Genomic DNA, 14,063 nt, shown 5'->3' on the forward strand with positions numbered 1-14,063 from the left:
CTCAGCGCCCGTCGAGCGCTGTCGACACCCGATCTCGCAGCGCTGCCCGGTAGGCCGACCAGTCCTCGTCGCGCGGCGGCACCGCCTCGAGCCGCGCGTGCGGAAGGTCGTGCTGCCAGCGTTCCGCGATCGAGAGCGGGTGCACCGGATCCCGCGGAGCCGCGATGATCGTCGTCGGCATCATGAGAAGGGCGAGTTCCGCCGCGTCGCGGTAGGCCCGATTCCGCGGCAGCTCGACCAGTCGGATGGCGCGCCGCACGGCATCCGGGGCGCCGAACTGGGCGAGCAGGCCGCGAGCACCGCGCCGGGACTGCAGCTCGACCGCGTGGTACAGACCGCCGGCGCGGAACAGCGCCGCTCCGCGCACCGGACCGTACCGGGTGAGGAGTTCGCCGATCACCGGGAAGGGGCGCAGATTCGGCGGCAGCGGTTCGGTGGTGAATGACGGGCGCAGCAGCACGAGACGCTCGACGCGCGCCGGGTCACGGAGTGCGAGGCGCAGGGCGACCGCCGCGCCGAGCGACTCGCCGACGAGGGACACCGGGCCGGGAGAGAGATCGCGTTCCACCTCCGCGGCGAGTGCGTCGAGGGTGAAGTCGGCCGGCCCGCCGATCGACGGATTCGCGCCGTGCGCGCGCAGATCCGGTGCGACGACATCCGTGCGCCCCTCGACGAGCGGGAGCATGTCGTCGCGACTGCCGCCGAGGCCGTGCAGCAGGACGACGGTCACGGACGCATGCCCGCGAGCACCTGGTCGGCCAGGTGCACGAGCATGTGGATCTCGTTCTCGTCGCGGTCGACCCACTTGCAGCGCGGCTCCGCGGCGACCGGCACGAAGTCGTCGTGCTGCTCCCACACCACCAGGGTGCGTTCGGCGCCGAGCACGTACTGCTGCCAGAACACCTGCCGCAGGTAGCTGCGCGGGATGGTGCGCCAGCCGCGCACGGTCGTCTTGATCTCGCACAGCTCGACGGTCGTACCGGTGACCCGGATGCCGTCGGGGGTCGCGAGGTGCAGCTTGTTGCCGTGCGCGTGGTAGAGCGTCGCGCTCGGGGTGATGCCGTGCTCCTTGTGCGCCCAGCGGGCGATCGCGGGCTCCCGCTCGCGCCCGTGGTCGGTGTACGCGTTGCCGCCGAAGGATCGTCCGGTGAGCTTCTCGAGCACGACCGACTTCACCGCGGCGGGGCTGGACAGCCGCGCCACATCCGTCGCCGTGACGCCTCGACTGCGTGCCCGCACCCACGCGACACGGTCGCTCACGTGGGCGACGGCGCGGTGGCGGTGGTCGGGCAGCGGCTCGTCCCAGAGGGGGAGCATCGGCTGCACGAGAGTCACCCCTCCATTGTGCGTCAGCCCGACGACGCTCGCCGCCGCGACGCGGCCGCGCGGGGCCGGACCGGCCACCGTGCTCGACGTTCCATGGCGGTGCGGACGTCGCGACAGCGCTGGGCCCGCCACGACGGATGTCAAGCACGCTTGTCAGATAGACAAGTTAGCTGTACTCTCCCTTCATGACGAGCTTCAGTGTGCGGGAGTGGGTTGCGGTCGTGGCGGGCACGGTGGCGTTCTTCGCGGGGGCGACAGTCGCGGGGGTGTTGTACGCCATGGACGTTCTGTCCGCCTGGGCGGGGTGGGCGCTCGCGGTCGTCGCGATTGTGGGGCTGGTGCTGTTCGTGGTGACGACGGTGCGCGCGTTGCTGCGCGGGGACACGGAGGGTGTGGAGCGCCGGGACGCGGCTCGGGCATCGATGGTCGCGATCCTGGTGATCGTGGTCAGCGGTTTCGCCTACTCGCTGCTGGAGGCCTTTGCCGGGCTGCCGCGGATGACGGCGGCGGTTCCCGCTGCCCTCGCCGGCCTCGTGTGGATGGTCGCGTTCAGCTGGGATCGTCTGACGGGCGACGAAGGTTGATCGCCAACCGCCTGCCGGTGCTGCGCGCCGAGCGTCGCTGGAGTCAGGCGGAGCTTGCGGATCGGATCAACGTCTCGCGCCAGACGGTCGTGTCGTTGGAGAGCGGCCGGTATGAGCCCACGCTGAAGATCGCGATGCGCCTCGCGGTGGTGTTCGGGCAGTCGATCGAGGAGATCTTCACTCCCGACCCGGCGGACATCGCGCGCGTCCGTACCGAGTGACGCGGCTCCCTAGGCCCCGACGAGAGAGTCGATGGATGCGGGGGAGAGGGCGTGGTGGATCGCCAGCACGCTCGCGCCGAGCAGAGCCGCCTTGTCGCCGGCCCGCGACTGCACGATCGAGAGGTGCTCCGTGGCGAGCGGCATCGAGCGGGTGTAGACGACCTCGCGCACGCCGGCGATGAGGTGCTCCCCGGCCTGCGACACGGATCCTCCGATGGCGATGACGGAGGGGTTGATGAGGCTCACGCACGTGGCGAGCACCTCGCCGAGGTCGCGGCCCGCCTGGCGCACCGCCTGGATCGCCTCGATGTTGCCGCGCCGCACCAGGTCGACGACCTCCTGCCCGGTCGACACCTGGAGCCCCGCGGCGCGCAGCGCCCGGGCGATCGCCGGACCCGACGCCATCGCCTCGAGGCAGCCACGGTTTCCGCACTGGCAGGGGATGCCTTCGCCGCGGGCGATCTGCACGTGACCGATGTCCCCCGCGATGCCGCGCGCGCCGCGCTGCAGCAGACCGCCGCTGATCACTCCCGACCCGATGCCGGTCGCGACCTTGACGAACAGCAGGTGCTCCGTGTCCGGCCAGGCGAACTCGCGCTCGCCGAGGGCCATGATGTTGACGTCGTTGTCGACGAGCACAGGCACGTGGAGGTGCCGCTGAACGACCGCGGGCACGTCGACGCCGTCCCAGCCGGGCATGATCGGCGGGTTCGTCGGGCGCCCGGTGGCGTGCTCGACCGGACCGGGCAATCCGACCCCCACGGCGATGATGTCGCTGCGACTGCGGTCCACGGCGGCGAGCAGTTCGTCGGCGAGGCCGATCACCCGGCCCAGCACCGCATCCGGACCCTCGGCGATGGCGAGCCGCTCGGTGCGCGACGCGAGCAGCGTGCCGGTGAGGTCGCTCAGGCCGACCGTCGCGTGGCTCGCGCCGAGGTCGGCGGCGAGCACAACCCGCGCGCTCGCGTTGAGGGCGAACTGCGAGGGGGGGCGGCCCCCGGTCGACAGTGCGTCGCCGACGGGGGCGATGAGGCCGAGCTGCATGAGCGTGTCGACGCGCAGCGCAACCGTGGAGCGGGCGAGGCCGGTGAGCGCGGCGAGCTCAGCGCGCGTGCGCGGGCGCCCGTCGCGGAGCAGCTGGAACAGCTCGCTCGCGCCCGACGGGCCGAGGGCGGAGCCCCGGCTGATGTCGACCATGGCAGAAGTAAAGCACGAGTATTTCGCGACGGGCAGGCCACTAAGTTCTTCTCGGCGCGATACTTTTGCGCGTCTATTGACCGAAGTCGCCCGACGCGCTACAAAGAGCCCATGACCTCGGCAATGACGCCGGTACTGGCCGCTCGCGGCATCGAGAAGAGCTTCTTCGGTGTGCGTGTGCTCCACGGCGTGGACCTCGAACTGCGAGCCGGACGTGTCCACGGACTCGTCGGAGAGAACGGCGCCGGCAAATCCACCCTCATGAAGGTGATCGCCGGCGTCTACGAACCGGATGCCGGCACGGTCGAGTTCGCGGGGGAGCAGGTGCGCTTCTCGCACCCCGTGCAGGCGATGCGGGCCGGGGTCGCGACGGTGTTCCAGGAGTTCAACCTGCTGCCCGAACGCACCGTCGCCGAGAACGTCTTCCTCGGCCGCGAACCGCGCCGGCGAGGACTCGTCGACCGGCGCGGGATGGAGCGGGCCACCACCGACCTGCTGCTCGAACTCGGCGTCGACTTCATCGAGGCGGGCGCCCCGGTGCGCACGCTGAGCGTCGCCGAGCAGCAGATCGTCGAGATCGCGAAGGCCCTCTCGTTCGACGCCCGCGTCATCTCGATGGACGAGCCGACCGCGGCGCTCGCCGACCACGAGGTCGCGCTGCTGTACACGATCGTGCGGCGGCTCGCCGAGCGCGGCGTCGCGATCCTCTACGTCTCCCACCGGCTCAAAGAGGTCTTCGACCTCTGCGACGAGATCACCGTGCTGAAAGACGGCGCCCTCGTCTCCACCGGTCCCACCACCGACCTCACGACCGGCGAGCTCGTGCGTCGCATGGTCGGGCGCTCCATCTCGACGTTCTTCCCGCCGCCGCGCGAGGGCACGACCGTGGGGGAGGTGCGTCTGCAGCTCGAGCAGGTCGGCAACGCGTACCTCGACGGCATCGACCTCGAAGTGCGCGCGGGCGAGATCGTGGGTCTCGCCGGCCTGCAGGGCAGCGGCCGCACCGAACTCGTCGAGGCGGTCTTCGGCATCACCCCGTTCACGCGCGGCCGGATGCGGCTGGGCGGGCAGGAGGCGCGCATCACCGGTCCGCGCGCGGCGGTGCGGGCGGGGCTCGCCCTCATCACCGAGGACCGCAAGGCCCAGGGACTCGCGCTCAACCAGAGCGTGCTCGACAACGCCCTGCTCGTCGTGCGCTCCGTGCTGCCGCAGCGGGCGGGGGAGGCCCGTCAGGAAGTGCCCGGCGTGCTGTCGTCGCTCGAGGTGAGTTCGCGCGGCCTCGGCCAGGAGGTGCAGTACCTCTCCGGCGGCAACCAGCAGAAGGTCGTGCTGGCCAAGTGGCTCGCCACCAAGCCGCGCGTCGTGCTGCTCGACGAACCGACCCGCGGCATCGACGTCGGGGCGAAGGTGGCCGTGTACGACCTCATGCGAGAACTCGCCGCCGACGGCGTCGCGATCCTCGTGGTCTCGTCGGAGCTGCCCGAGGTGATCGGGATGGCCGATCGGATCGTCGTGCTGCACGACGGTCGAGTGTCGGCGGAACTGCCGGCCGGATCGACCGAGGAGGCCGTGCTCGCCGCCGCGACCGGGCAGGAGGAGGCGGCATGAGGTTGCTGAAGGGCCGGCTCGACCCGACCGTGATCGTCTATCTGGCCCTGTTGGTCGCGGTCGTCATCGGGGCGATCCTCGTCGCGACTGTGGGACGCAACTTCTTCAGCGCCGGCAACATCCGCGACATCCTCACCGGCATGAGCGTGCTCGGCTTCGTCGCGATCGGGCAGACGCTCGTGATCCTCGGCGGGTCCCTCGATCTCTCGGTGCCCTACGTCGTGAGCCTCGCGAGCCTGCTCGCGGCCGACACGATGGCCGGCTCGTCGGCGAACGTGTTGCCCGGGGTGCTGCTCGCCCTCGGAGTCGCGGCACTCATCGGCCTGGTGAACGGGCTCGTGGTCACGAAGCTGCGGGTCAACGGCTTCATCGCGACGCTCGGCACGGGGCTCATCGTCAAGGGCTACCTCGACACCCAGTACAAGGGCACGTCGGGCGACGTGCCGTGGGAGTTCCGTCTCGTGGGCGTCACCCTCATCGGACCGGTGCCGCTGTCGACCCTGCTCATGCTCGCGGTCGCGGTGCTCGCATGGGTGTTCCTCACCCGCTCCCGCACCGGCCACCACCTCTACGCGGTCGGCGGCAGTTCGGATGTCGCGCGGCTCTCCGGGCTCCGCACCTCGCAGCCGCTCATCGTCGCCCACGTGCTGTGCTCGGTCACGGCGGCACTCGCCGGACTGCTGCTCGCCTCCCGTCTGGCGGTGGGCAGCCCGACGGTCGGAACGCAGGGCGGCTACGACCTGCTCTCGATCGCCGCGGTCGTGCTCGGCGGCACCCTGCTCATGGGCGGACGCGGGTCGGTCTGGGGCACCATCGGCGGCGTCGCGATCTTCGCGGTGCTCGACAACGTGATGAGCGTCATGCAGGTGAACCCGTTCATGAAGGATGTGGTGCGCGGCATCGTCATCGTCGCGGCGGTGGCCGTGTACACGGGTCGGGCGATCGAGCGCCGCCGGGCGCGGTTCGCGAGCACGCCGAGCGTGAAGGAGGCGACGGATGAGCCGGCCCGTGTCTGAGCCCCGGAGCGCGTCGCGCTCCGATGCGCTGCGCCGCCTTGCGATCTCCCTCGTGAGCCCGCGCGGAGCCGTGTTCCTGCTGCTCGTGCTGCTGCTCATCGCCATCACGGCGCTCAACCCGAACTTCGCCCAACCCGACCAGTTCATCCGCTTCATCCAGCGCGTGGCCCCGATCGCGATCGTCGCGATGGGCCAGTACTTCGTGATCGTCTCGGGCGAGTTCGATCTGTCGATGGGCTCGCTCGTCACCGCGCAGGTGGTGATCGCGGGCAACCTCATCGGGCAGGACGACGCCCTCGCGATCCCGGTGCTGCTGCTCATGCTCGTGTTCGGGGCGATCGTCGGCCTCGTCAACGGCCTCATCACGACGCTGCTCAAGGTGCCGTCGTTCATCGTGACGCTCGGGATGATGCTCGCCCTGCTCGGGGCGGTGCTGTTCTGGACCGGTGGCGCAGCGACCGGCAACCCGGCCGACTCGTTCCGCGAGATCGGCCGTGGCGGCATCCGCGACGTGCCCGTCTTCGAGATCATCCCGTGGTCGGTGATCATCCTCGCGGTGCTGCTCGCCGCCGCGATCTGGTTCTCGCGCGCATCGTGGGGGCGCCTGCTCGTCGCGGTGGGCGACAACCCGGTCGCCGCACGGTACGCCGGAGCGCGCATCTGGTGGGTGAAGACGAGCGCATTCATCGTCTCGAGCCTCAGCGCCACCGTCGCGGGTGTGCTGCTCGTCGGGTACGCCGGGGTGCACCCGTCGGTCGGCCGCGGCTACGAGTTCACCGCGATCACGGCGGTCGTGCTCGGCGGGGTCGTGCTCGGCGGCGGTCGCGGCTGGGTGGTGGCCGCCGTCGCCGGGGCATTCACGCTCGAAGCCCTGTTCGTGCTGCTCAACTTCGCGGGAGTGCCCTCGACCCTGCGCGACGCGGTGCAGGGCGTGATCATCATCCTCGCCGTCGCCTACGCCGCCACGACCTTCCGGGCCCGCCGTCGCGGCCGCTCGGCACAGACTTCGCCCCAAGAGGGTGGAGAGCCGGATCCCGACCGGGATCCGCGACCCCTGCAACGCACACAGTAAGGAGTCCGGGAATGCGACGACGCATCATCCTGACACCCGCGATCATCGGCGCCGTCGCCGTGATCGCTCTGGCCGGGTGCTCCACCGATCCCACCGCCGCGCCACCGGCGGAAGAAGAAGGCACCGAGAGCGAATCGGTGGACTGGTTCGACCAGGAGCTCTACGACAAGCAGGACGCCGAACGCGGGGTCACCCCCGAGGGGCCGGAGGGCCAGCCGTACCTGCAGCACATCAACGCGGAGATGGTCGACACCGCGGAGTTCGCGAGCCCTGGCGCGAAGAAGGTCTGCTTCGCGAACGCCTCGATCTCGAACCCGTGGCGCCAGACCGGCTGGATCACGATGAACGAGCAGCTCAAGGAGCTGCAGGCGGCCGGCGTCATCTCCGAGATGGAGACGCGCGACGCGCAAGACAACGACGACACCCAGATCGCCGACATCGACTACTTCATCGACGAGGGCGGTTGCGATGCGTTCATCATCTCCCCCAACTCGACGGCGGCGATGACCCCGGCGGTGGAGCGGGCCTGCGAGACGGGCAAGCCCGTCGTCGTGTTCGACCGCGGTGTCGAGACGGACTGCGCGGTGACGTTCATCCACCCGATCGGCGGCTTCGCCTGGGGCATCGACACGGCCGAGTTCCTCGTCGAGAACCTCGAGGAGGGGAACAAGGTCGTCGCTCTGCGGATCCTCCCCGGCGTCGACGTGCTCGAGCAGCGCTGGGCGGCGGCGGAGAGGATCTTCGAGGAGGAGGGCATCGAGGCGGTGGACTACTTCACCGGTGCCGACCCCGCCGAGATCAAGAAGATCATCTCCGACGAGCTGCAGAAGGGCGACGTGCACGGGGTGTGGATGGATGCCGGTGACGGCGCCGTCGCGGCGATCGAGGCCTTCGAGGACGCCGGGGTCGACTACCCGGTGATGACCGGGGAGGACGAGCTGAGCTTCCTCCGCAAGTGGAAGGAGACCGGGCTCACCGGGCTCGCGCCGGTGTACTCGAACTTCCAGTGGCGCACCCCGCTGCTCGCACTGCAGAAGATCTTCGCCGGCGAGGAGGTGCCCAAGGAGTGGGTGCTGCCGCAGGCCCCGATCACCGAGGGCGAGCTCGACGACTGGCTCACCAAGAGCGAGGGCATGCCCGACGGGCACTACGCCAAGTTCGGTGGCGAGGATCTGCCGGGCTATCCGCAGATCTGGCAGGAGCGCGAGATCCCCTGATCCCGCACACGACGGCCGGGCGGCGCACGCCGCCCGGCCGTCCCTTTCCGGAAGGAGCAGGATGCCCCGCATCCTCGGCGTCAACACCTGGGTGTGGACGAGTCCCCTCACCGACGAGTCGCTCGACCGCCTCGCGCGCCACGTCGCGTCGCTCGGGTTCGACGCGATCGAGCTGCCGCTCGAGAACCCGGGCGATTGGGATGCGCGCCGTGCGCGCGACCTGCTCGACGAGCTCGGGCTCGCCGGTTTCGTCGTCGGCGCGATGGCGCCCGGCCGCGACCTCGTGGCGAGCGACCGCATCGGCGAGACGCAGGAGTACCTGCGCGAGTGCATCCGCGCCGCCGAGGTGCTCGGGTCGCCCGTCGTCGCGGGACCGTTCTACGCGAGCACCGGGCGCACCTGGCGGATGACCGCGGATGAGCGGGGTGCGATCGTGCGGGAACTGCGCGAGTCGCTCGCCCCGGTCGCCGATGCCGCCGTGTCCGCCGGCGTGCGTCTCGGCATCGAGCCGCTCAACCGCTACGAGACGAGCCTCGTCAACACCGTGGATCAAGCGCTCGACGCGCTCGATCCGTTGCTCGGGCGCGGCGTCGGGCTCGCCCTCGACACCTACCACCTCAACATCGAGGAGAAGAGCATCACGGGCGCGATCGCCGCCGCGGGCGAGCACATCGTGCACGTTCAGGTGTGCGGCAACGACCGCGGCGCGGTCGGCGACGACCACCTCGACTGGCCCGCGATCCTCGCCGCGCTCGACGGCGCCGGCTACGACGATGCCCTCACGCTGGAGAGCTTCACGGGCGAGAACGCGTCGATCGCGACGGCAGCGTCGATCTGGCGTCCGCTCGCCGAGACCCAGGATGCCCTCGCGACGAGATCCCTCACCGCGCTGCGCCGGTTGACGACCGACCTAGATACGTATTCATAGTTCGCAACTTTTGCGTGCGTGTCGACGGAAGTCGTCCTAGACTTGCCCGCGGACCGATCCGGCCACATCCGATCTCATCGAGGAGTCCCGTGCCCAACGCCCCTGTCTCAGTCCAGCTCTACAGCGTGCGTGATGCCATCGCCGCCGACCTGCGGGCCGCCCTCGATCGCGTCGCCGCCATCGGCTTCGAGAACGTCGAGCTCTACGGGTTCGTCGACAAGGTCGACGAGTACGCCACCGCGCTCGAGGCCACCGGATTGCGCGCACTCTCGGCGCACGCGAGCCTCGTCGGTTCCGACGACGTGCAGCGCACCCTCGACGCCGCCGCGACGCTCGGTGTCACGACACTCATCGACCCCGCCGTTCGTGAGGAGAACTGGACCTCGCGCGAGGCGCTCACCGCGACCGCCGACTTCCTCAACGAGCTCGCGCCCGCTGCGGCCGAGCGCGGGATCACCCTCGGCTACCACAACCACTGGTGGGAGCTCGAGAGCCAGGTCGACGGCCGTCCCGCCCTCGAGGTGTTCGCCGAGCTGCTCGACCCGGCCGTCGTGCTCGAGGTCGACACCTACTGGGTCGAGGTCGGCGGCGTCGCCGCCCCCGCCCTGCTCGAGCGCCTCGGCGACCGGGTCAAGCTCATCCACGTGAAGGACGGCTCGGCCACGCGTGAGACCAAGGAGCAGCAGCCCGCCGGTCGCGGCATCGTGCCGGTGCCCGCGATCCTCGCCGCCGCCCCCGACGCCGTGCGCGTGATCGAGTTCGACGACTACGCCGGCGACGTCTTCGAGGGCATCGCCGAGAGCCTCACCTACCTCAAGGAGAACGCATGAGCGGCAGCGGCCGGGTCGGCGTCGGCGTCATCGGCGCCGGAGTCATCAGCAGCCAGTACCTCGACAACCTGACGCAGTTCCCCGATGTCGAGGTGCTCTTCATCGCCGACCTCGACCTCGACCGCGCGCGCACGCAGGCGGAGAAGTACGGCGTTCCCGGCAGCGGCTCCGTCGAGGAGCTGCTCGCGGTCGACGAGATCGAGATCGTCGTCAACCTCACCATCCCGGCCGTGCACGTCGAGGTCGGACAGCAGATCCTCGCCGCCGGCAAGCACGTCTGGAGCGAGAAGCCGTTCGCGCTCGACCGCGACAGCGGACGCCGTCTGCTCGACGACGCCCACGCCCGCGGGCTGCGCGTCGCCACGGCCCCGGACACCTTCCTCGGCGCCGGGCTGCAGACCGGTCAGCGGGTCGTCGACTCCGGCACGATCGGCACGCCGCTCACCGGCCTCGCGATCATGCAGGGGCCCGGCCCCGAGTCGTGGCACCCGAGCCCGGAGTTCCTCTTCGACATCGGCGCCGGGCCGCTCTTCGACATCGGCCCGTACTACCTGACGCTGCTCGTGCAGGTCTTCGGGCCCGCCGCGCGCGTCTTCGCCGTGTCGTCGACGGCGCGCACGACGCGCGTCATCGGCTCCGGCCCGAAGGCCGGCACCGAGTTCCCGGTCAACGTGCCCACGCACCACTCGGCGATCATCCAGTTCGAGAGCGGCGCCTCGGCCCAGCTCCTGCTGAGCTTCGAGTCGCAGCTGCGTCGCAGCGGTGTCGTCGAGATCAACGGCGCCGAGGGCACCCTCGAGTTCCCCGACCCGAACACCTTCGAGGGTGCGTCGCGCCTCTGGGCACGCGGCGAGGAGGAGTCGAAGGCCGTCGAAGCCGTCGGGTCGACCTTCACCCGCGGCACCGGCGTCGTCGAGCTCGCGCGGGCGATCCGCGCCGACGTGCCGGAGCGGGCGTCGGGTGAGCTCGGCTTCCACGTGCTCGACCTGATGGTCTCGATCGCCGAAGCCGCCGAGAGCGGCGAGCCCGTCGAGGTGACCAGCACGACGGCACGCCCGCAGGCGCTGCCGGAGGGCTGGGACCCGTCGGCGGCGACCCTCTAGGAGGCGACGGATGAGCACACTGCGTGCCGGCATCGTCGGCGGCGGATTCATGGCCGAGGTGCACTCGCGCGCCATCCGCTCGGCGCGCGGTGTGCCCGCCGCCCTCGCGTCGTCGTCGCCCGACCGGGCCCGCGCCGCCGCCGAGCGGCTCGGCATCGAGAGCGCGGCGGACGACCTGGATGCGCTCCTCGCCGACCCCTCGATCGACGTCGTGCACGTCTGCACGCCGAACCGTCTGCACCTCGATCAGGCGCTCGCCGTGATCGCCGCCGGCAAGCACGTCATCTGCGAGAAGCCGCTCGCGACGAGTGCCGACGACGCCCAGCGTCTCGCCGACGCCGCCCGCGAGGCCGGGGTCGTCGCGACCGTGCCGTTCGTGTACCGCTTCCACCCGATGGCACGCGAGGCGCGCGCCCGGATGGCGGCGGGCGACGCCGGCCGCCTGCTCACCATCAACGGCAGCTACCTCCAGGACTGGTTGCTCACCGAGACCGACGACAACTGGCGTGTCGACGACGGCCTCGGCGGTCCGTCCCGCGCGTTCGCCGACATCGGCTCGCACCTCGTCGACCTCACCGAGTTCATCACCGGCGACCGCATCACGCGGCTGCTCGCCGTGACCCGCACGGTCTTCGACCGCCGGGCGTCGAGCGCGGCGATCACCACCGAGGACCTCGCGGCCGTCGTCGTGGAGACCGCCGCCGGCGCGGTCGGCACGCTCCTCGTGTCGCAGGTGGCGCCGGGCCGCAAGAACGCCCTCGTGCTCGAGGTGCACGGATCGGCCGAGTCGCTGCGCTTCGAGCAGGAGAACCCGGAGCAGTTGTGGATCGGGCGCCGTCGCGGGTCCGAGCTCATGCTGCGCAACCCCGAGGAGCTCGGCGACGAGGCCACGCGCCTGAGCATCATCCCCTCCGGGCACGCCCTCGGCTACCAGGACGCCTTCAACGCGTTCGTCGCCGACAGCTACGCCGCCATCCGCGGTGAGCTGCACGAGGGACTGCCGGTGTTCGACGACGGTGTGCGCGCGGCGCGCATCACGGATGCGGTGCTCGCCTCGGCGAGCTCCGGCACCTGGGCCGAGATCTGAACCAGACACGAGACGAGGAGTACGCGATGACGCAGGAATCCACCCATCCGGTCACCCTTTTCACCGGCCAGTGGGCCGACCTCACCCTCGAGGAGGTGGCGCGCTACGCGAGCGAGTGGGGCTACGACGGTCTCGAGATCGCGTGCTCCGGTGAGCACCTCGACGTGTGGCGCGCCGCGGAGGACGACGAGTACCTCCAGGAGCGGCTCGACATCCTGAAGAAGTACGACCTCAAGGTGTGGGCGATCTCCAACCACCTCAAGGGGCAGGCCGTCTGCGACGACCCGATCGACTTCCGCCACCAGGCGATCGTCGGCTCGAAGGTGTGGGGCGACGGCGACCCGGAGGGCGTGCGGCAGCGCGCCGCCGAGGAGCTCAAGCTCACGGCGAAGGTCGCCCGCCGGCTGGGTGTCGACACCGTCATCGGCTTCACCGGCTCGAAGATCTGGCCCTACGTCGCCCAGTTCCCGCCGGTGCCCGCCGAGGTCATCGACGCCGGCTACCAGGACTTCGCCGACCGCTGGAACCCCATCCTCGACGTCTTCGACGGCGAGGGAGTGCGCTTCGCGCACGAGGTGCATCCGAGCGAGATCGCGTACGACTACTGGAGCTCGGTGCGCAGCCTCGAGGCGATCGACCACCGCGAGGCGTTCGGCTTCAACTGGGACCCGAGCCACATGATGTGGCAGGGCATCGACCCGGTCGGCTTCATCGTCGACTTCAAGGACCGCATCTACCACGTCGACTGCAAGGACACGCGTCTGCGTCCGCAGACCGGACGCTACGGCGTGCTCGGATCGCACCTGCCGTGGGGCGACCCGCGTCGCGGGTGGGACTTCGTCTCGACCGGTCACGGCGACGTGCCGTGGGAGGACTCGTTCCGCGCCCTGCGCTCCATCGGCTACACCGGCCCGATCTCGATCGAGTGGGAGGACGCCGGCATGGACCGCCTGCACGGCGCCAAGGAGGCCGTCGGCTACGTGCGCTCCCTCCTCTGGAAGCAGCCCGAGACCTCCTTCGACGCCGCCTTCAGCAACCAGTCCTGACCGCCCGTTCCCTGAGCCTGTCGAAGCAATCGTTCCCTGAGCCTGTCGAAGGGAACTGTCGTACGACCCGCTTCGACAAGCTCAGCGGGCGTGTGCGTTCCCTGAGCCTGTCGAAGGGGACTGTCGTACGACCCGCTTCGACGGGCTCGGCGGGCGTTCCCGTTCCCTGAGCCTGTCGAAGGGAACTGTCGTACGGGCTCGCTTCGACGGGCTCAGCGGGCGTGTGCGTTCCCTGAGCCTGTCGAAGGGAACTGTCGTACGGGCCTGCTTCGACGGGCTCGGCAGCCCAGCCCTCTCGAACGGCATCACTCGGGCGGTGTGTTCCCTCGCGCGCGCGACAGCGCAGGCAGATCGTGCCAGCGTCCGTCGATGATGGCGGCCTTCTTGCGACGGCTCCACCCTTGGATCTGCTTCTCGCGGATGAACGCGAGTTCGACGCTCTCCGATTGCTCCGCGAACACGAGTTCGACGGGCAGACGCGTGCGCGTGAAATTCGCACCGACACCGTCGGCGTGTTCCTGGATGCGCCGTTCGAGGTCGAAAGTGCTGCCGGTATAGAAGCTGCCGTCGGAGCAACGCAGGATGTAGACCCAGGGCATGCGGGAAGTCTTGTCCGCCAGACCCGGCGTCGCTTGTATTCCTCACAGGCGCTTCGACAGCTCAGCAGGCGTCGTTGCCTGAGCTTGTCGAAGGGAACGGTCGTACGACCCGCTCCGACAAGCTCAGCGAGCGTCGTTCCCTGAGCTTGTCGAAGGGAACCGCCCGTACTGCCCGTTTCGACAGGCTCAGCGAGCGTGAACGGCTCGCCACGCTCCGGGCGGCCGTCGA

At 70.3% G+C, this 14,063-nt stretch carries 15 protein-coding genes; 11 read left to right on the forward strand and 4 right to left on the reverse strand.

What is annotated here, in order from left to right; translation table 11 throughout:
- Nucleotide 1: 1 nt before the first annotated feature.
- Together CLV46_RS16915 and CLV46_RS02580 are read right to left on the reverse strand one after the other, a co-directional pair.
- Nucleotides 2-730, reverse strand: a complete 729-nt coding sequence (locus CLV46_RS16915) for an alpha/beta fold hydrolase (RefSeq protein WP_100363345.1) — start codon at nucleotides 728-730, stop codon at nucleotides 2-4.
- Nucleotides 727-1,317, reverse strand: coding sequence for a YqaJ viral recombinase family protein (locus CLV46_RS02580; RefSeq protein WP_100365842.1), 591 nt, complete (start codon nucleotides 1,315-1,317; stop codon nucleotides 727-729). Before CLV46_RS02580 ends, CLV46_RS16915 begins: the two co-directional genes overlap by 4 nt.
- A 194-nt stretch (nucleotides 1,318-1,511) precedes the next feature.
- On the opposite strand from CLV46_RS02580, the gene CLV46_RS02585 reads away from it, so the two are divergent.
- Together CLV46_RS02585 and CLV46_RS02590 are read left to right on the forward strand one after the other, a co-directional pair.
- Nucleotides 1,512-1,910, forward strand: a complete 399-nt coding sequence (locus CLV46_RS02585; protein WP_157802200.1) for a hypothetical protein — start codon at nucleotides 1,512-1,514, stop codon at nucleotides 1,908-1,910.
- Nucleotides 1,862-2,131: a helix-turn-helix transcriptional regulator gene (locus CLV46_RS02590; protein WP_425430400.1), complete on the forward strand. Its 270-nt coding sequence runs from the start codon at nucleotides 1,862-1,864 to the stop codon at nucleotides 2,129-2,131. Before CLV46_RS02585 ends, CLV46_RS02590 begins: the two co-directional genes overlap by 49 nt.
- A gap of 9 nt (nucleotides 2,132-2,140) precedes the next feature.
- Here CLV46_RS02590 and CLV46_RS02595 read toward each other — a convergent pair whose 3' ends face one another.
- Nucleotides 2,141-3,328 carry an ROK family transcriptional regulator gene (locus CLV46_RS02595; protein ID WP_211282131.1) on the reverse strand — a complete coding sequence of 396 codons (1,188 nt, stop codon included), beginning with the start codon at nucleotides 3,326-3,328 and terminating at the stop codon, nucleotides 2,141-2,143.
- A 111-nt stretch (nucleotides 3,329-3,439) separates the two neighbouring features.
- Between CLV46_RS02595 and CLV46_RS02600 the strand changes: the two genes are divergently transcribed.
- From CLV46_RS02600 to CLV46_RS02640, 9 genes are all read left to right on the forward strand, one after another.
- Nucleotides 3,440-4,936: a sugar ABC transporter ATP-binding protein gene (locus CLV46_RS02600; protein ID WP_100363347.1), complete on the forward strand. Its 1,497-nt coding sequence runs from the start codon at nucleotides 3,440-3,442 to the stop codon at nucleotides 4,934-4,936.
- Complete coding sequence (locus CLV46_RS02605) at nucleotides 4,933-5,952, forward strand: ABC transporter permease (RefSeq protein ID WP_100363348.1); 1,020 nt, start codon at nucleotides 4,933-4,935, stop codon at nucleotides 5,950-5,952. Before CLV46_RS02600 ends, CLV46_RS02605 begins: the two co-directional genes overlap by 4 nt.
- On the forward strand, nucleotides 5,933-7,024 hold the full coding sequence (locus CLV46_RS02610) for an ABC transporter permease (protein ID WP_100363349.1): 1,092 nt from the start codon (nucleotides 5,933-5,935) through the stop codon (nucleotides 7,022-7,024). Before CLV46_RS02605 ends, CLV46_RS02610 begins: the two co-directional genes overlap by 20 nt.
- A gap of 11 nt (nucleotides 7,025-7,035) precedes the next feature.
- Nucleotides 7,036-8,241, forward strand: coding sequence for a substrate-binding domain-containing protein (locus CLV46_RS02615; RefSeq protein WP_100363350.1), 1,206 nt, complete (start codon nucleotides 7,036-7,038; stop codon nucleotides 8,239-8,241).
- A gap of 61 nt (nucleotides 8,242-8,302) precedes the next feature.
- Entirely contained in the window at nucleotides 8,303-9,169 is an 867-nt protein-coding gene (locus tag CLV46_RS02620) for a sugar phosphate isomerase/epimerase family protein (protein ID WP_100363351.1), read from the forward strand.
- 89 nt (nucleotides 9,170-9,258) lie between these two features.
- The gene (locus tag CLV46_RS02625; RefSeq protein ID WP_100363352.1) at nucleotides 9,259-9,999 is read left to right on the forward strand and encodes a sugar phosphate isomerase/epimerase family protein; all 741 of its coding nucleotides are present in this window, start codon (nucleotides 9,259-9,261) and stop codon (nucleotides 9,997-9,999) included.
- The gene (locus CLV46_RS02630) at nucleotides 9,996-11,102 is read left to right on the forward strand and encodes a Gfo/Idh/MocA family protein (RefSeq protein WP_100363353.1); all 1,107 of its coding nucleotides are present in this window, start codon (nucleotides 9,996-9,998) and stop codon (nucleotides 11,100-11,102) included. Before CLV46_RS02625 ends, CLV46_RS02630 begins: the two co-directional genes overlap by 4 nt.
- 10 nt (nucleotides 11,103-11,112) lie before the next feature.
- Entirely contained in the window at nucleotides 11,113-12,189 is a 1,077-nt protein-coding gene (locus CLV46_RS02635; RefSeq protein WP_100363354.1) for a Gfo/Idh/MocA family protein, read from the forward strand.
- Nucleotides 12,190-12,215: 26 nt separating this feature from the next.
- Complete coding sequence (locus CLV46_RS02640) at nucleotides 12,216-13,235, forward strand: sugar phosphate isomerase/epimerase family protein (RefSeq protein ID WP_100363355.1); 1,020 nt, start codon at nucleotides 12,216-12,218, stop codon at nucleotides 13,233-13,235.
- Nucleotides 13,236-13,540: 305 nt separating this feature from the next.
- Here the strand turns inward: CLV46_RS02640 and CLV46_RS02645 are convergent, their stop codons facing one another.
- Complete coding sequence (locus CLV46_RS02645) at nucleotides 13,541-13,834, reverse strand: GIY-YIG nuclease family protein (protein WP_100363356.1); 294 nt, start codon at nucleotides 13,832-13,834, stop codon at nucleotides 13,541-13,543.
- Between the last annotated feature and the right edge of the window lie 229 nt (nucleotides 13,835-14,063).

Origin of the sequence: Diaminobutyricimonas aerilata, assembly GCF_002797715.1 — a bacterium.
GTDB classification, from domain to species: Bacteria; Actinomycetota; Actinomycetes; order Actinomycetales; family Microbacteriaceae; genus Diaminobutyricimonas; species Diaminobutyricimonas aerilata.